Below are 15,913 nucleotides of genomic sequence, written 5' to 3' on the forward strand. Positions count from 1 at the left end.
TTTATGAATTTATAGGATTTATTCTCGTTTTACGATCATGTAGTAATCATTGTCCAAGGGAAGGTATCCCAGGTCATACACAAAATAGTATGTGGTTCCTTTTTTTGTGGTATACAGATTGGTGATGTATTCAAAATCGAAACCTTTGTCCATCAATCGTGTTTTTGTAGTCTTGGTTTTACCGTCCGTAAGTTTAAATCCGTCCAAAACCCGGTAGTTTTTTCGTAAGCGGTTGTTGATGTTCCGCATCAGGTTTTTACTATCCTTATTGACTTTATTATTATACGCGTTTCGGCAATAATCATTGCAGAATTTTTTGTCTACCCTTCCCATGACCTCCGCGCCGCACTCCAAGCATTTTCGTTTCTCCATTTTATTGTCTTTTGTAATTGAATTGTACCTCTTCTTGGGTACCGTCTTCATTTCCAATCACGACATATAGGTTAACTTCTTGGTCAGAGACCCTTTCCAAGGTAAAGTCATCAAAATAAACTTTATCATCTTCTATTTTGACCAGTTTGAAATCGACCGTTTCATCCTTTTCTTCCCAGCCTCCAAGGTCACCATCAAAATGTTTTAGTTGAAACAACAAGGTCCCGTCCACTTCCTTTATATGTCCCAATTCGTAAAAATTGATACTTCCTTCCACGACGAGCTTAAAGGAAAACATCATAGAGCCTCCCAAAGGCGGACTCCATATTTCTTCTGTTATACCACCGAAGGCTTCCCCTTTCCAATGCCCGGTCATCCATTCCACCTGTTTGAGGTTGGCAATGGGCGAATCCATACCTTCTTCCCAAGAAACGGTATTTTGTGCTGAAATGGATAAACCCAATAGCAGAAAAATTAACAAGAACCATCTCATACCTAAGCAGTTTGCAACAAGGTACTAATTATCCGTTTACAAACGGCTAAAATTATTGCTCATAAAATTCAATAGGCAAATCGTCAGGGTCGGAAATGAAGGTGAACTTTTTTCCAGTGATTTCATCTATGCGAATGACTTCTATTTCTATATTGTTTTTGTTACAATGTGAGACTATTTCTTCAATGTTTTCAACCTTGAACGCCAAGTGTCTCAATCCACAAGATTCCGGTCTAGAAGTACGTTTTGGAGGATTAGGAAAAGAGAAGAGCTCAATGATATAGTCACCGTTTAAGGCCAAGTCCAGTTTATAGGATTCCCGCTCTTTTCTGTAGGTTTCATTTAAAATGGTCAGTCCAAGAAATTCGGTATAGAATTCCTTTGATTTTTCATATTCGGAACATATAATCGCAATATGGTGGACTTTGGAAAGCATTATGAAATCACCTTAATTTTATATTTGCCCAATAATCCCGGTAGGTTTTCCAAAGAAAACTGGCAATGGTACAAATCGTTCCGTTCCGGGTCTAATATGATATTTAATGAGGTACTGAAATCAGCTTGGGAAAGGTTGGTATTTTCAAATATGGCATTCTCGAGATTGCAACGTATGAATTCTGCCTGTGTTAGATTACAATCTGTAAAATCGGCCCCCAAGAGCCTTGAATCGACCAAACGGAGCCTTTTAAGTTCAAGCCCATAGAAGGAGCTATAATTAAGGGTACAGTCCAAGAAATTGAAATCCATGAGGAAATCGTTACAATCCTCGAACTTCATTCCCATCATTTTGCAATGCTCAAAAGAAACTTCCTTAAAAATGGTATTGACGATATTGGCATTGCTCAAATTACATTCCGAGAAAGGTACATTCCATAAAATTCTGATTGTCAAGGAAACCATCAGAAAAATTGCAGCCCTCAAACCTACAATTTTCATATTCCGCCTTTTTCAAGCGATTTTTTGAAAAATCCTGTGAAGTATAGGTTTGGTCACAAATAAAATCTGCCATGTGTTCCAGTGTTTATTCTTCCATGATGATAGCTGGTAACTCCAATGATCGGTACATTTGATTGTATCCTGCCATTGACTGTTGGATAATGGTCTGTTGTTCTTGTTTTAATCCGTTCCAAAGCCTTAATAAATCATTATATCTCTCCTTGGCCCCTTGGGTAACCTTGGGTTCCGCGACATCTATATATCCTTTAAGAGTCAAGAGTTGGGCGTTGAGTTGGTTCTTAAAGTTGATGACATCCTGAAAAGTCTTTTGTTTGGGTTGGATCAATTTTTCCTCCCAATCCGTAATTTGTTTTAAAATAGAGTCACCCTGTTTTAACAATTCAGACGCTATTTCATCTTCCTCCAATAAACTCTTGTAGTTCTTTAGCTGTTCTTTAGCCGAACGCATCGCATTGACAGCTTCGTGGATTTCTACGACCGTTTCATCAATGGTATTCAACATTTCTTGCTGTTCCGCATAGTCGGCAGGGGTCGACTTAACATTGGGGTTGGCCAAAATACTGACATTAGTTTCTGTGCTTGTGCTTGGTATGGAAAGACGAAGGGTGTAGGTTCCCGGGGCCACGGTAGATCCTTGATCACCTCCCAGGACGAATACATTGTCCACAGCCACAATGGGATCTCTTCTAAAATTCCAAGTGAATCGATTATAGCCTTTTTTTGAAGGTAACACCTCGGGCTTTGAGGGGCCTCCTGGCCAGGATTTAAAATTCTTTGGTTTTTGGTTGGTAATGGTACGGATTACCTTTCCCTGATACAGGACTTCCAATTTAAGTTCAGTAGAGTCCAGTTTTTCCTCCAAATAATAGTCGAAGGTTACGCCACTTTTTGGGTTGGAACCTTCACCGGGACCTGGGTTTTCGCTATAACCCCCAAAAAATAGATAAGTATCCTTAGGTTGAAAAATAGTAACGGACTGTTTTTCGGTCTTTATATTTTGTATGGCAGCTAAATCGTCCAATATCCAAAAGGCCCTACCGGCAGTGGCGGCAACAAGGTCGTTGTCATGAATGATGAGGTCGTTTATGGGTACTATGGGCAAGTTCAGCTGCAACGGTTGCCAATTTTGACCATCGTTAAGGGAAATGAACAGCCCCGTTTCGGTGCCGGCATACAAAAGACCTTTTTGTTTTGTGTCTTCCCGCACAACTCGGGTAAAGGTGTGCTCTCCAGTGATACCGTTCACGATTTTCGTCCAAGTATTTCCATAGTCCGTAGTCTTGAAAATATAAGAATGTAGGTCCATCGACTTGTAACGCATCACTACTACATAGGCGGTCGCTGGATCGTGAGGGGAAACCTCGATGCTGTTCACAATACCATCTGCTATCCCAGTTGGGGTTACATTCTTCCAGTTTTGGCCCCCATCCCTCGTTATGTGCAATAGACCGTCATCATTTCCGGCCCAAAGTACCCCTTCTTCATGTGGAGATTCTACCAAATAGGTGATGGTATTGTAATTTTCCCCCCCTGCAGCTTCATTGGTGAAGGGTGTTCCTCCGGCCCCATGTTTGTCCTTTTCGTTTTTGGTCAAGTCTCGGACTAATGGCGGTTCAACTAATACCCTCATCGGTCGATTTAAATACTACGTTACCTGCATGATAGATTGTTTTTCTATCATGTGGCGATGCAATAATGGGGGCGTTCCAGTTATATCGATATCCGGCATCCTCAGGAGCTATACTAAGTCCGAGTTCGGATACTCTTTTATGGGTTTGGATTCCTTGGTGGCTGCATCCCATTTGTCGATGTTGCCCTGATAAGTTCCACCGTAGATTAGTTTGGGGTCGTCCGGATCAAATGCCAAGAAGGCACTTTCTCCCCCGGCCACGGCATACCAATCTTTCCAGTCGATACCGGAATCATTGGTCCTGGATGCAATGGCGACCGTTGAATTATCCTGTTGTCCCCCATAGACATTGTAAGGAACCAAGTTATCGGTTATCACCCTGTAAAACTGGGCCGTTGTCTGATTTTCCTGCGTACTCCAACTTTTTCCGCCGTTGTTTGAGATATTGGCTCCACCGTCATTGGAGTTGATCATTTTTTGATTGTCATATGGATGGATCCATAAATGATGGTTGTCCCCATGGGGTGTGGAAACCGTGGAAAAGGTTTTGCCTCCATCGATGGATTTGGTTACCGGGGCATTCAGGACATACACCACGTTCTCGTTTTGAGGGTCGGCAACTATTTCAATATAATACCAAGCCCTGGCTATATTGATACTAGTCCTTATTGACCTGTATCCACTTTTTACCTGAATCGTCCGAACGGTACACACCACCTTTTTCACCCTCGGCTTCTATTACTGCAAATACTTTCTCCGGATTGGCGCGGGAAACCGATATACCTATTTTACCCATTTCTTCCGGTAGCCCTTCCTTTAATTGTTCCCAAGTTGTACCACCATCTGTGGATTTATAAATTCCGAATTTTTGCCGCCAGATTCCATGACCCATGGATATCTCCGGTGCTGCCACATGGCCGCATACAAAATCAATGGGTTTTTCATATCCATGGATAAGGAAGAAGCTCCTGTGTTATTATCCACAAAAAGCACATTTTCCCATGTAGCACCACCGTCCATACTTCTGTAAATACCCCTTTGGGCACTATATCCATATTGTGCACCTTGGGCCGCAACAAATACAATATTTGGATTTGTAGGATGGATAATTACATCCGAGATATGCCTAGTTTGGTCCAAACCAATATGGGTCCAGGTCTTTCCGGCATCGGTAGATTTGTAGACCCCGTCGCCCATGGAGGTCATCACCCCCCTTGCCGCATGTTCACCCATGCCAGCATACAAAATATTTGGATTGCTTTCGGCCACAGCAATGGCACCTACCGTACCGGTTTTCAAAAATCCGTCCGAAATATTCTTCCAAGTAAGGCCATCATCAGTAGTTTTGTAAATTCCACCACCCACGGTGCCCATATAATAGGTCATGGGTTGACCAACTACCCCAGTGGAGGCCACACTTCTTCCTCCTCTTGAGGGACCAATGTTTCGCCATTTTAATCCGGAAAACATGGAATCTTGAACTTTGACATAGTCCGATTGGTTTTTGTTTTTTCTTCGTTGGGACTCTAGCCCTAGGGGTAAAATACAAAGAAGGATAAGGAGGTAGTAAATTTTTTTCATCAGCGGTTTAGCTTGGTTAATTTGCATGAAGATAGTAAAATGAAATATACCATTCCAACCCTATGGACAGGTTTAAAAAGATTGACTTTACAACTTGTCAGGTTGGCCTAGTTGAGGCCAAGGTGCTTTTCGAATTTGGGGAAATGTAGCTATTCAATTTATAAATATTCCCAATATGGGCTGTTGAAATTGCCAAATTGATTTAAATGTGTTCCTAACTTCATTTTTAACTGTAAACTTAATAAGTTAGCCCGCCTTCAAGGGCTACTAACACATTACTTTTTGGGAGAAAGAATAAGTTTTGAAACGTTAAGGGAGTATTTTCCAAAGGGCCAAATCACCACCTACGAAAAAGACTATGTTATATGTGATGTGCACAAAAGGGTTAAAACCTTCAGATGGTTGTTGGAGGGGAGTATTGACTACTACATACCCGTTGAGAACCCGGACAACGATATTCGGTAAACAACAGTTCAGAGCCTTTTACCACCATTGGTCTAAATGGTTTTAGCGTAAGGAATCGGTATACGTATAAAGCTATCGTATCCTCATCTAAGGCATTATTCTATGAAGTTCCTTTAGAAGAATTGAAACACTATGTAGAACGGGATGCAAAAAACAATCTGCTGAAAGGTATTGGGGTAAAATTGTACCATCAGCTGAGGGCCGCGTTATTAAAACAAACGGAACTGTTGACTCCTGTTCGATTTCAACCTTTTTTGGAGGACAGGGAATTTTTTATTTCCCGGAAGCCGAACGGTCTGAAATAGTTTCCATCATGCGACGTTCCCCTTTTTTAGACCATTTTGGTGAAAAATACCTGAACAGATTGGCCAAATCCGCGGAACGACGCGAATATGAACCGGATGAAATCCTTTATGTTCAGGATCGACCCAGCAACGGGCTCTTTATACTTATCCATGGAGAGGTCGCCATAAAGCGTATAGAGCATAATATTGAGATACGCCAAAGATTCATAAAGAACTCCTGGATTTATTTTTGGATGGTCTTCCCTTTTGGGCGAAAAGGATATCTGTTCCGCAATTACGGCTACCAAGACCTCTGCTTATTTTATACCGCAATCCGAATTTTATCACTTATTTAATGAGGACAGCTGGTTTGAAAAGGAGTTTTTCAAGCTACTATTATGGTTGATGGGCAACCAGCTAAACGCGGCCTTTGTGCGTTATATTGGATTATTGGGTAAGTATAATATCCAGGCAGTCTATCAATTGATCAACAACAATAAATCTCGCATTGCCTTATCCTCGCCCTTACACCAAGTTCCACATTTATTGAAAAATATCAATACTAAACCCTTTGCCTACAAGGCCCTGTCCGATATCCTTTTAAGCGGCTCCGCCTTGGAAAGGCATTTGGCTTCTTTAAGTCTGGAACTTTTGGCCGAAGATAAAAAGGAACTGAACTTCATTAAGGGACTGCAACATATTTATGAAACCGTGGCCGAGAGAAACAGTCAGGATACAAAACAAAATAGAAAGGCCTGTGCGGAAATTACACTCAAGGTTTTCGATAAGGTACCCCACTTTATAGAGGGTTGGGAAAACCTACCGGAAGAATCCGGAAATATTTTTATCTATAACCATTTAGTCAATGATACTTATTACACGCTCAATAACAATTTTCAAATTACACTTGATTCCCATTTTTTGAGTGCGAGGGTGCTCTATAAAAAATATGGCGAACCGGGTATTAGGACGGTTCGGGTAGGAAAGGGCCAGGAATATGGACACCGGAACTACTATGATAATTTAGGATACATCAATGTATACACACAGGAATCGGAAGAGACCACTTTAGAGGAGAAAAGGACCTCAAGAAGTATTTTTTATTCACAAGCGACCAGATATTTACAGGAAAAGCACAATTTGATTATTAGTCCTGAAGGAACGTCCTACAGGACGGAGGATTCCCCTGGGCCTTTTAAACTAGGGTCCTTCAAATTGGCCTTGCATTCAGAACCCGAACCATATATTGTACCTGTGGTTATGGTTAATTTTGACCATAGGATTGGAAAATCCCTGTATTATTGTAAAATAAAGAAACCGTTTAAACTTAGTCAAGAAGTGCCATCCAAAAAAATCGAGGATTTAGTTCGTTTTGTCAACGAATTTCAAAAGAAATATAGTGGTTGGGTACAAGAGGCAATTACCCGGGCCGAACATCTCTTTAACGCACCCACCGATGCCGATGAACTTCAGGAACCACCGGAAATATGGCGTAATGAAATTAGGAGGCTCCGAAGAAGGGTGGAAAAGTTGACGGACCAAGAAAACCTTATCGCCTTTTACGGTAGTTCTTCCATACGACTGTGGGTGAATATGCAGCGTGATTTAACGCCCATGAACGTACTTAACCTAGGTTTTGGAGGTTCTAATTTTGCTTGGTGTACCCATTATTTTAATGAGGTCTTTACCGATATTGCGCCTCACAAAATTGTACTCTATGCCGGAGAGAACGATCTCAGTGAAGGAAAAACACCCCAAGAAGTTTTGGCCGACTGTAAGGAGCTAATTCACCTGATCTATGAGAAATATCCTGATGTAGAGCTAGCCTTGATCAGTCTAAAACCTAGTGTAGAAAGGGAAGCCTTGATTCCACAGATCATGGAAACCAACTTGTTACTGTCCAACTACATTATTACCGAACTTCACGCCCAGTATATAAATGTTTATGGGCAGATGATTACTACAGAAAATCGACCCATACCGGAGCTCTATATGTCAGATGGCCTGCATCTTAACAAGGCAGGCTATGCCATTTGGAGCAATACTATCAAAAAAGCCTTGCAGTCAGCAGATAATATGGAAATGAGAAAGCAGTTGTAGTTTCTCAATCTAACCCACCCTTGCGATTTGGACTTCGTTGGCTTGGCCATTCCCGTTGTTCGCCTGTTCTCGGATTAATACCCAAAACCGCTTTTTCACGTGAGGTCTTTTCCGGGTCTTCACAGGCCATATAGGTCAGGATGGCGGTCAAGATGGCATTGTTCCGCACATCGTCAAACACAATTTTATCATAGGTATCCAAGTTAGTGTGCCACGTATAGTTCCAATAGGCCCAACTTAACGAGCTCAATGAAAATGCAGGGGCTCCCGCAGCTACGAAAGAAGCATAATCCGAACCTCCTCCTCCGGGAGTTCCTGGAAACGTAGTTTCAATTTCGTTTTTATAGGCATCGGGAACGGCTTCCAGCCATCTACCTAAATAATCATAGGCATGTAAAAATCCTTGGCCGGAAATTCGAACCACTCTTCCGGTACCATTATCCTGGTTAAACAAAGCCTGAAGACCTTCTACAATCTTGGGGTTATCCTCTACAAAGGCTCGGGATCCGTTTAAACCTTGTTCCTCACTTCCCCAATGTCCAATTAGGATGGTTCTTTTCGGGTTTGGGTACACTTTCTTAAGAATCCTCGCGGCCTCCAGCATGGTAATGGTCCCTGTTCCATTATCCGTAGCACCTGTGGCTCCGTCCCATGAATCGAAATGTGCGGAAAGAATCACGTATTCATTGGGAAGTTCCGTACCTGGAATTGTGGCGATGGTATTAAAAGTTGGGACTTCTCCCAAATCTTTGGACTCAGCCATAATTTTAATTTGTGGTTTTTGGCCGTGCTCCACCATCCTGTATAGCATTCCGTAGTCCTCCAATGAAATGTCAACTACAGGGATTTCATCCGTTCCTGCGCTAAATATTTTATTTGCTCCAAAACCATTGAACCAACGGGATTGCGCAATGGCATCTGCTCCAGCTTGTTCCAAAGCCTTATTGATGGTTCTACTGGAATACCCTGTTTTCTCCATATTTTCACGCCAAGCCTTTTCCATGGCCTCTCTTTCCTCCTTCATCTTGGCAAAGGATTTTTCAGTAGCAAACTCTTCCCAATTGTCATCAGGTCGTCCTGTGGGTTGCATCATGCTCACCATGACAATTTTACCTTTTATATTTGGGAGCCATTGGGCAAATGCCAATGAATCAGTTATGGTAGGCAAAATGATTAATTCTGCGGTTACTCCTTTTTTACCGGCACTAGGACTCCAAGCCAGTTGAGTAGCGTGTAACGAAGCAACCCTTGGAGAAACCATGTCTACATGGGTTATTCCTCGTTGCCAACCTTTCCAAGTACCCCATTGCTGGTTTTCAGCATTTATTCCCCAACTTTTATAGGTGTTAACTGCCCAATCATGTGCGGATTTCATCTCCGGAGTACCTACCAATCTTGGTCCGTTCAAGTCCATCAATTGATAGGCCAATTCTTCCAATTGGGAGTTTTCAGTACCTTCTTTTTCGATAGCGGCCACAATTTCTTCTGTGGTTTGCGCCCAAGTATTTCCAATTAAAACAATGAATAATAATAAGGTGGAAAGTAGTTGTTTTTTCATTTTCTGCTGCTTTACGGATAAGGTTTCAAGTTAACGATTATACCCGAAAATAGAAGGCGGGAAAAGGAATTAATCCAACTTTTTATCTAGGCTAATCAAGGATTTTAGTAAAACATTGGCTCCATTGGCCATATCCTTGGCAGAAGTAAATTCTTTGGGGGAATGACTAATACCTCCCTTACTAGGAACAAAGATCATTGCGGTAGGTGCAATGATGGCCATGTCTTGTGCATCATGTCCAGCTCCACTGGGCATGAACTTGTAGGATAATCCCAAGGATTGGGCATTTTCGGCAATGATTTTTTGGAAATCGGAATCCATGATTGCCGGATCAGAGGTGGTATCCAAGGGAAGAAATTCCACTTTTACATTAGAAGATGCAGCTATTTCTTCGGTTTTGGTCTTTATAGCTTCAAAGACTTTTTGGATGACCTCGGAAGAAAGGTCTCTAATTTCCAAACTAGCGGTTACTTTGCCAGGTATCACATTGGGCGCTCCTGGTTCTGCCTTTATTCGGCCTACAGTACCTACTTGTGCTCCTTCAAAACTATTGGTTATTTCATTCACAGCTACAATAAACTTGGCTGCGGCCAATAAGGCATCTTGTCTTGAGTTCATTGGAGTGGTGCCCGCGTGATTTGCAAAACCAGTGAATTCTACATCCCACCATTTTAGGCCGACGATACCTTCTACCACTCCAATATCTACTTGCTCGGTATCCAAGATGCCACCCTGTTCTATATGAAGTTCCAAAAAGGCAGCTACATCTCCCTCTTTTCGTTCCACATCTTTAATTCGGGTAGTATCTCCACCCAAGCGCATAATGCCCTCGCCCATGGTGTAGCCCGTTGAATTTTTAACCCCGAGAGCACTTTTACCCAAATGTCCGGCAATTGCCCTACTGCCCATAACTCCACCTTCCTCGTTGGAGAAGATGATGACCTGAAAGGGGTGTTTCGTTTTGATGTTATTCTCGTTCAAGGTCTGTATGACCTCCAAAGCGGCCATGGAACCTACACATCCATCATAATTTCCTCCATTTGGTACTCGGTCAATGTGGGAACCAAATACAATAGGTTTTTTATCCTTTTTGGTACCTGCCCTCGTTCCCACGATATTGCCGGCAAAATCGGTATGGGTCTCCAATCCCATATTGGTAAGCTCGTTCACGACCCATTGGTGAGCTTCCAAATCAGCATCGCTAAAAGCAACACGTTCCGTTTCTCCATTGTCTTGAAGACCGAATTTAGCCAAATCAAAAATGCGCTGCTCCAACCGGTCTTGGTTGACCGATATCCGGGAATACCCGAATGTCAATGTGAAGGTGAAAAGCAGAGTGAATAGTAATTTTATGATTTGAGTTTTCATGAGGTCAGGTTTTAAAGGTCAAGTCCGTAGATTACACTTTAAGTTCATTTCTATTAAAAATACAGTTCTCTGCAGGTTTTTCACCACGAAGAATAGCTAAAGTGTTTTGTACGGTGAACATGCACATAAAATCATAAGTAGTCTTAGTTAAGCTACCTACATGGGCCGTGATATGCGTATTGGGTAATTTTATTAGTGGATCGTTTGGTGCCGGTGGTTCTTCCGAAAGTACATCGGCAGCGAACCCACCTAATCTGTTCGCATAAAGAGCTTCTGTTAAAGCAGTTTGGTCTATTATCTTGCCGCGCGCCGTATTGACCAACAAAGCTGAAGGCTTCATTTTGGCCAAAGCCTTGGCATCAATCAAATTTTCTGTGGACGCCGTTAAGGGAAGGTGAAGACTAATACAATCCGAAGTTTCCAAAACGGTGTCCAAATCTGTGAAGGAGTAGGGGACTTCTTCTTTTTTGGAACTCCAATACATCACTTCCATCCCCAAAGCATCGGCAATTTTGGCGACTTTTTTACCTATGTTTCCCATTCCCAAAATCCCCAAGGTTTTTCCATGTAATTCGTCTGCGACATAACTGCCCCGATCTAGCCATCGATCTTCCTTAACCATGGTAATGGCATGGTACAGATTCCGTTGCAATACCAATAACAGGGAAATGGTATGTTCTGCTATGGTATTGGCATTGGAATTAGGAGCGTTAACGACCTTAATACCTCTTTGTGTAGCAGCTTTCACATCAATATTATCCAGGCCCAGCCCACATCTAGAAATAACCTCTAAGTTGGGAAGTGAATCCATCAAAGTAGACCGAACCTGGCCTTTACCTCGGGTTATGATGGCATCTACCTCGCCGTTTGTGATATGTTTTTCAAGGGAAGCTTCATCAAAACCCGTTAAGATGTTCATATCCTTGGCCGACTTTAAAACCTGCATGGCTTCATCGGCTACGGTTTCCAATAAAAGGATGTTTTTGGGCATTTATTTATTGTGATATAAAGTGGCATCCTTGGTCTTGTATCCCCTAAAATCGTTGCGACCGGATACATAAATACCTTCTTTATATAACTCGTCCTCAAATATTTTTGGGTCTATCTTGTCCTTGTCATCCGGGTCGGAAGATATCTCCACCAAATTACCCGAAGAGTCCCGCACGAACATTTGAATAGCACCATCCGGCAGTTGCCTGACTTTTCCCCAGGGTTTTATGTCAATCACTCCCAGTTCCTTCATTCGAAAGAAGACGGAGTTGATATCGTCTACGGTTACGCACAGATGTCCTCGAAATGAATAGGTGTCTTCCCACTCAGTCAGATGCAATTGTTGTTCTTCGTTAAATTTAAAAAAGGCCGTAGGATAATCGAACAAAAAGGCGGGAATGGGTTCCGGACCCAACTCATGCTCATAAAATTCACAAGCTTCTTCTAAATTACTTACGACCAATGCAACGTGATTAATTTTTACTGCTTTTGCCATGGTTTTTATTGTTTAAATTCTTTTACGAAATCCCAATTTGGGGTTAAACCCAATCCTGGTTTATCCGGAGCACCTATCATGCCATTTTCGTCCACACTAATTTGTTCCGCAACCAAGTCATACATCATAGGGTTTCCTCCTAATGAAAATTCTATGACGTTGGCCGAAGGGGAAGCGAAGGCCACCGAGAGCCCGGCCATAAAGGAAAAGGCCGAACCCCAACAATGAGGGGCCAATTCCAACTGATAGGAATGCGCCAGCTGGGATACCCGCATTGCCTCTGTAATTCCACCAATGATGGCACAATCTGGTTGTAGCACATCAAGGGCTCTTTCCGCTATCATATCCCTGATGTCAAAGGCCGTATATTCACTTTCACCGGCAGCTATGGGAATATCCGTATGCGAGCGTACTTCTGCAGTTCCAATTTTATTATCGGGACTAATGGGCTCCTCGAACCAATATAGGTTGCAATCGGCCACCCCTCGGCAAAATTGTTTTGCTTCCGGAACACTAAAAGTGCCATGGGCATCCGTCATTAATTTTATATCATCCCCTAAAGCTTCTCGGGCCGCTTTTACCCTCTCTACGCTTGCTTTAACGGTTTGATCCATAATACCTACACGCATTTTGACACCCGTAAACCCTTTGGCGGTATAACTTTTTAATTGCTCCCCAATGGCGTCTACTTTTGCCCATCCACCGCTGGCATACGCAGCCATTTTATCTCGACAACTTCCACCCAATAATTCCACAACAGGAACACCCAAGGCTTTTCCTTTTATATCCCATAGAGCGGTATCTATTCCACTAAGTGCAGAAATGGTGAGTCCCCTTCTGCCCAAAATAGGAAATTTACGTCCCCTCGAAAGGGAATAGTGATCCCGGGTACCGTTATAGACTACTTCCCAAATACGGGATATATTCCGGGCATCCTGTCCTATCAATTGGGGTTTCAATTCGTTTTCTACGCAACTCACAATACTGGCACAAGATCCTGAGGAACCTACGGCCGCCTTTGCCTCTCCAAATCCCTGTAGTCCGGTATCCGTAGTCACCACAACTAAGGTCATATCAAAATTGGTCAATAGACCATAATCACTAAAATGCTGTTTTTCCTTTGGGATTGGACAACGTAACCAAAATGCTTCTATGTTGGCTATTTTCACACGTTTAAATTTTATTAATTATTTGATTAATAAGATAATTATAAAATTGAGAACGTGTGTAACCACTCGATGCACTCGTTCTCACCTTAAGATATTTTAAAACTGTCCTTTTTAAAGGAATTTTTAAAAATCTTAATGTTCGTTTCATCTTATCAATTGGGTTAAGGTTTCCATGGATTTTTGGGTCAGCATGGTATAGAATTCGTCCGTAATGGCAGAACTTCCATGATCTTCCAAAAATTTCTTTTGTTCCGGCGTCAAACCTTCTGGATTGTTCTCTATGGAATTGGGAAAGGGATTTGCCGGCGTTCTGTCCAATGGGGCACAAAATTCAACAGAAAGTACCCTGTCGTAGTTAATTTCATTGAGCGTTCCAATAATTTTCTTCCAGTTCAAATGACCCATTCCCGGTGCCATACGATTATTGTCCGCCACATGGAAATTGACCAATCGGCTACCCACTTTTTTCATGGTTTCAAACATATCCACCTCCTCAATGTTCATGTGAAAGGTATCCAAACACACCCCGCAATTGGGCCCGACAGCCTCTGCGAGTGCCAATGCCTGTCCCCCTCTGTTTATAAAATAAGTTTCAAAACGGTTAATAGGTTCAATGCCTATTTGCAGTCCCAAATCCTCTGTATATGCGTAAATTTCCTTAACACCTTCTACGGCCCATTCCCATTCCTGTTCAGGCGTGGCGTCCGGAATAATTTTCCCGACGGTGGCAGGTACAAGAGAAATCACAGAACCCCCTAAATCGGCAACCATTTTCGCTACGTCCTTTACATATTGAACGGACATTTTTCGTTGCGCAGGGTCTTTTGCCAATAGATTCCGTTCCTCCAACATCAAGGTGACCGAACCCCAGCATTGAATGCCATGGTCGTCCATGATGGGTTTTATTTTTTTGGTATCATAGTTTTCCGGGGTGCCCTGGATTTCCAAACGGGTATATCCCAACTTGGCAATACGGCCCAAGGTGTGTTCCAGGGATTCTGCCCGCATCCAATTATGTATGGCTAATTCCATAAGTATGCTTTGTTTTTATCTTGGTTATCCAATGAATTCTATTTTTCGATGGGACCCATCGCAAAAGGGTTTATTTTCCGAAGCCCCGCATCTACAAAATCCCGTGGTTCCTTCCTTTTGAACTGTTTCACCGGAAGCCAATTGAATCTGCAGTTTACCGGAAACGCGCAAGGATCCATTTGCAAGGACGGAAATATCGGTTTTATGTCCTTCTTCGGTTTTTTCAGATGCCTCCTTTGTACTACCCTTCATATAGAAGGTCAATGCTCCGGATGGACATGCCTCGATTTGTGATTTCAAAGCCTCTATACTCGCATTTTCCGGTTTAATCCATGGTTTTCCATTAGGTTCGTATACCTCAGGGAGGGTTTTTACACAAACCTCGGAATGAATGCATTTTTTTGGTTTCCACACCACGGTCAGTTCTCCGTTGGTGTATTCCTTCACGATTTCTTTATCCATAAAATTCAATTATTCTATATTGACGCCTTTCATAACCAACTTTTTCCATTCGGGATGTTTTTTTAGGTACATCGCTACGAAGGGACACAGGGGAACAAGGGTCAAATCCTGTCGTTCTACGTCTTCCATTACTTTTAAGACGAGCGATGAACCAATGCCCTTACCTTCCAAGGTTGTTGGTACCTCAGTATGTGTCAAGTAGATTTTATCCTTTGCCTTGATGTATTCAACAAAGGCCGTGGAACCTTCCACGGTTACTTCGTATCTTTTTTTGTCCGGATTATCGGTCACAATTAAATCCATAGGGAGAGTTCCATTAGAAGCTTTTAAGATAGGAAAAAGGATTTAATCTATCATGAGGCAAAATCCGATTTTAATCAAATGTAAAAACAAAATTGAGTTATACCGTAAGTAGTTGAAAATAAATAATATAAAAGTTTACAAACGACTGTAAACGATAACAAACGATAATAAGTGTTTTTGAACCGAGTATCGAATTGTAGTAGAAATAAGTTTGTCTCGTCGAACAAAAGCAGTTCGATAGTATTAACTGTTTAACGCTAAAAATTAAAATTATGAACGCACTTAAAAACAAAGTACAGTTGATTGGAAACTTGGGTCAGGACTCGAGAAATCGTAACCATGGAAAATGGCACCAAACTGGCCAAATTTTCGCTGGCCACAACAGAGAGTTATAAAAATGCCAAGGGAGAGAAAGTAGACGATACCCAATGGCATAATATCGTAGCTTGGGGAAAGACGGCTGAAATTGTAGAAAACTATTTGACAAAAGGAAAACAGGTAGCTGTTGAGGGTAAATTAACCCATCGCTCGTACGAGACAAAGGAGGGGGACAAACGATACATCACAGAAGTACGCTGTAATGAGCTTTTGATGTTGGGAAAGTAATTTGATTTAAATTTTGATATGCCCCGATACTCTTTTTAGAATTCGGG

Annotated in this window: 18 protein-coding genes and 1 pseudogene; 3 read left to right on the forward strand and 16 right to left on the reverse strand. The window is 42.1% G+C overall.

Going from position 1 to position 15,913, the window contains the following annotated elements; translation table 11 throughout:
- Window positions 1-18: 18 nt before the first annotated feature.
- The 7 genes from NYZ99_RS01160 to NYZ99_RS01190 form a co-directional block, all read right to left on the reverse strand.
- Complete coding sequence (locus NYZ99_RS01160) at window positions 19-372, reverse strand: hypothetical protein (protein ID WP_260573120.1); 354 nt, start codon at window positions 370-372, stop codon at window positions 19-21.
- 1 nt (window position 373) lies between these two features.
- Entirely contained in the window at window positions 374-865 is a 492-nt protein-coding gene (locus NYZ99_RS01165; protein ID WP_260573121.1) for a DUF6265 family protein, read from the reverse strand.
- Between the two features lie 52 nt (window positions 866-917).
- Complete coding sequence (gloA2, locus tag NYZ99_RS01170; protein WP_260573122.1) at window positions 918-1,301, reverse strand: SMU1112c/YaeR family gloxylase I-like metalloprotein; 384 nt, start codon at window positions 1,299-1,301, stop codon at window positions 918-920.
- The gene (locus tag NYZ99_RS01175) at window positions 1,301-1,801 is read right to left on the reverse strand and encodes a pentapeptide repeat-containing protein (RefSeq protein WP_260573123.1); all 501 of its coding nucleotides are present in this window, start codon (window positions 1,799-1,801) and stop codon (window positions 1,301-1,303) included. Before NYZ99_RS01175 ends, gloA2 begins: the two co-directional genes overlap by 1 nt.
- A gap of 85 nt (window positions 1,802-1,886) precedes the next feature.
- Complete coding sequence (locus tag NYZ99_RS01180; RefSeq protein ID WP_260573124.1) at window positions 1,887-3,452, reverse strand: hypothetical protein; 1,566 nt, start codon at window positions 3,450-3,452, stop codon at window positions 1,887-1,889.
- Window positions 3,453-3,560: 108 nt separating this feature from the next.
- Window positions 3,561-4,178 carry a WD40/YVTN/BNR-like repeat-containing protein gene (locus NYZ99_RS01185; RefSeq protein WP_260573125.1) on the reverse strand — a complete coding sequence of 206 codons (618 nt, stop codon included), beginning with the start codon at window positions 4,176-4,178 and terminating at the stop codon, window positions 3,561-3,563.
- Between the two features lie 90 nt (window positions 4,179-4,268).
- Window positions 4,269-5,033, reverse strand: a complete 765-nt coding sequence (locus NYZ99_RS01190; protein WP_260573126.1) for a WD40/YVTN/BNR-like repeat-containing protein — start codon at window positions 5,031-5,033, stop codon at window positions 4,269-4,271.
- Window positions 5,034-5,315: 282 nt separating this feature from the next.
- Between NYZ99_RS01190 and NYZ99_RS01195 the strand changes: the two genes are divergently transcribed.
- Window positions 5,316-5,498 (forward strand): hypothetical protein, encoded by a 183-nt coding sequence (locus NYZ99_RS01195; protein WP_260573128.1) that lies wholly within the window; start codon window positions 5,316-5,318, stop codon window positions 5,496-5,498.
- A 331-nt stretch (window positions 5,499-5,829) separates the two neighbouring features.
- On the opposite strand, the gene NYZ99_RS01200 is transcribed toward NYZ99_RS01195, so the two are convergent.
- Window positions 5,830-6,090: a hypothetical protein gene (locus NYZ99_RS01200; RefSeq protein WP_260573129.1), complete on the reverse strand. Its 261-nt coding sequence runs from the start codon at window positions 6,088-6,090 to the stop codon at window positions 5,830-5,832.
- Between the two features lie 97 nt (window positions 6,091-6,187).
- On the opposite strand from NYZ99_RS01200, the gene NYZ99_RS01205 reads away from it, so the two are divergent.
- On the forward strand, window positions 6,188-7,882 hold the full coding sequence (locus NYZ99_RS01205) for a GDSL-type esterase/lipase family protein (protein ID WP_260573131.1): 1,695 nt from the start codon (window positions 6,188-6,190) through the stop codon (window positions 7,880-7,882).
- A gap of 4 nt (window positions 7,883-7,886) precedes the next feature.
- Here the strand turns inward: NYZ99_RS01205 and NYZ99_RS01210 are convergent, their stop codons facing one another.
- The 8 genes from NYZ99_RS01210 to NYZ99_RS01245 form a co-directional block, all read right to left on the reverse strand.
- Window positions 7,887-9,440: a M20/M25/M40 family metallo-hydrolase gene (locus NYZ99_RS01210; protein WP_260573132.1), complete on the reverse strand. Its 1,554-nt coding sequence runs from the start codon at window positions 9,438-9,440 to the stop codon at window positions 7,887-7,889.
- 69 nt (window positions 9,441-9,509) lie between these two features.
- Window positions 9,510-10,808, reverse strand: coding sequence for a Zn-dependent hydrolase (locus tag NYZ99_RS01215; protein WP_260573134.1), 1,299 nt, complete (start codon window positions 10,806-10,808; stop codon window positions 9,510-9,512).
- A gap of 31 nt (window positions 10,809-10,839) precedes the next feature.
- Window positions 10,840-11,799 carry a 2-hydroxyacid dehydrogenase gene (locus tag NYZ99_RS01220; protein WP_260573135.1) on the reverse strand — a complete coding sequence of 320 codons (960 nt, stop codon included), beginning with the start codon at window positions 11,797-11,799 and terminating at the stop codon, window positions 10,840-10,842.
- The gene (locus NYZ99_RS01225) at window positions 11,800-12,294 is read right to left on the reverse strand and encodes a VOC family protein (protein WP_260573136.1); all 495 of its coding nucleotides are present in this window, start codon (window positions 12,292-12,294) and stop codon (window positions 11,800-11,802) included.
- A gap of 5 nt (window positions 12,295-12,299) precedes the next feature.
- The gene (locus NYZ99_RS01230) at window positions 12,300-13,463 is read right to left on the reverse strand and encodes a mandelate racemase/muconate lactonizing enzyme family protein (protein ID WP_260573137.1); all 1,164 of its coding nucleotides are present in this window, start codon (window positions 13,461-13,463) and stop codon (window positions 12,300-12,302) included.
- Between the two features lie 144 nt (window positions 13,464-13,607).
- A complete protein-coding gene (locus NYZ99_RS01235; protein ID WP_260573138.1) occupies window positions 13,608-14,495 on the reverse strand; it encodes a sugar phosphate isomerase/epimerase family protein in 888 nt (295 codons plus the stop codon).
- Between the two features lie 24 nt (window positions 14,496-14,519).
- Window positions 14,520-14,957 (reverse strand): (4Fe-4S)-binding protein, encoded by a 438-nt coding sequence (locus NYZ99_RS01240; RefSeq protein ID WP_260573139.1) that lies wholly within the window; start codon window positions 14,955-14,957, stop codon window positions 14,520-14,522.
- A 9-nt stretch (window positions 14,958-14,966) separates the two neighbouring features.
- A complete protein-coding gene (locus tag NYZ99_RS01245; protein WP_260573140.1) occupies window positions 14,967-15,260 on the reverse strand; it encodes a GNAT family N-acetyltransferase in 294 nt (97 codons plus the stop codon).
- A gap of 272 nt (window positions 15,261-15,532) precedes the next feature.
- On the opposite strand from NYZ99_RS01245, the pseudogene NYZ99_RS01250 reads away from it, so the two are divergent.
- Window positions 15,533-15,866: pseudogene (locus NYZ99_RS01250) on the forward strand (single-stranded DNA-binding protein).
- Window positions 15,867-15,913 lie beyond the last annotated feature (47 nt).

This window comes from Maribacter litopenaei, assembly GCF_025244665.1.
In the GTDB taxonomy this organism is placed as follows: Bacteria; Bacteroidota; Bacteroidia; order Flavobacteriales; family Flavobacteriaceae; genus Maribacter; species Maribacter litopenaei.

Excerpts from the sequence above, each read along its gene's own strand:
- NYZ99_RS01160 (WP_260573120.1), bottom strand. The coding sequence starts at position 372 with ATGGAGAAACGAAAATGCTTGGAGTGCGGCGCGGAGGTCATGGGAAGG.
- NYZ99_RS01165 (WP_260573121.1), bottom strand. The coding sequence starts at position 865 with ATGAGATGGTTCTTGTTAATTTTTCTGCTATTGGGTTTATCCATTTCA.
- gloA2 (WP_260573122.1), bottom strand. The coding sequence starts at position 1,301 with ATGCTTTCCAAAGTCCACCATATTGCGATTATATGTTCCGAATATGAA.
- NYZ99_RS01175 (WP_260573123.1), bottom strand. The coding sequence starts at position 1,801 with ATGAAAATTGTAGGTTTGAGGGCTGCAATTTTTCTGATGGTTTCCTTG.
- NYZ99_RS01180 (WP_260573124.1), bottom strand. The coding sequence starts at position 3,452 with ATGAGGGTATTAGTTGAACCGCCATTAGTCCGAGACTTGACCAAAAAC.
- NYZ99_RS01190 (WP_260573126.1), bottom strand. The coding sequence starts at position 5,033 with ATGAAAAAAATTTACTACCTCCTTATCCTTCTTTGTATTTTACCCCTA.
- NYZ99_RS01205 (WP_260573131.1), top strand. The coding sequence starts at position 6,188 with ATGGGCAACCAGCTAAACGCGGCCTTTGTGCGTTATATTGGATTATTG.
- NYZ99_RS01210 (WP_260573132.1), bottom strand. The coding sequence starts at position 9,440 with ATGAAAAAACAACTACTTTCCACCTTATTATTATTCATTGTTTTAATT.
- NYZ99_RS01215 (WP_260573134.1), bottom strand. The coding sequence starts at position 10,808 with ATGAAAACTCAAATCATAAAATTACTATTCACTCTGCTTTTCACCTTC.
- NYZ99_RS01220 (WP_260573135.1), bottom strand. The coding sequence starts at position 11,799 with ATGCCCAAAAACATCCTTTTATTGGAAACCGTAGCCGATGAAGCCATG.
- NYZ99_RS01225 (WP_260573136.1), bottom strand. The coding sequence starts at position 12,294 with ATGGCAAAAGCAGTAAAAATTAATCACGTTGCATTGGTCGTAAGTAAT.
- NYZ99_RS01235 (WP_260573138.1), bottom strand. The coding sequence starts at position 14,495 with ATGGAATTAGCCATACATAATTGGATGCGGGCAGAATCCCTGGAACAC.
- NYZ99_RS01240 (WP_260573139.1), bottom strand. The coding sequence starts at position 14,957 with ATGGATAAAGAAATCGTGAAGGAATACACCAACGGAGAACTGACCGTG.
- NYZ99_RS01245 (WP_260573140.1), bottom strand. The coding sequence starts at position 15,260 with ATGGATTTAATTGTGACCGATAATCCGGACAAAAAAAGATACGAAGTA.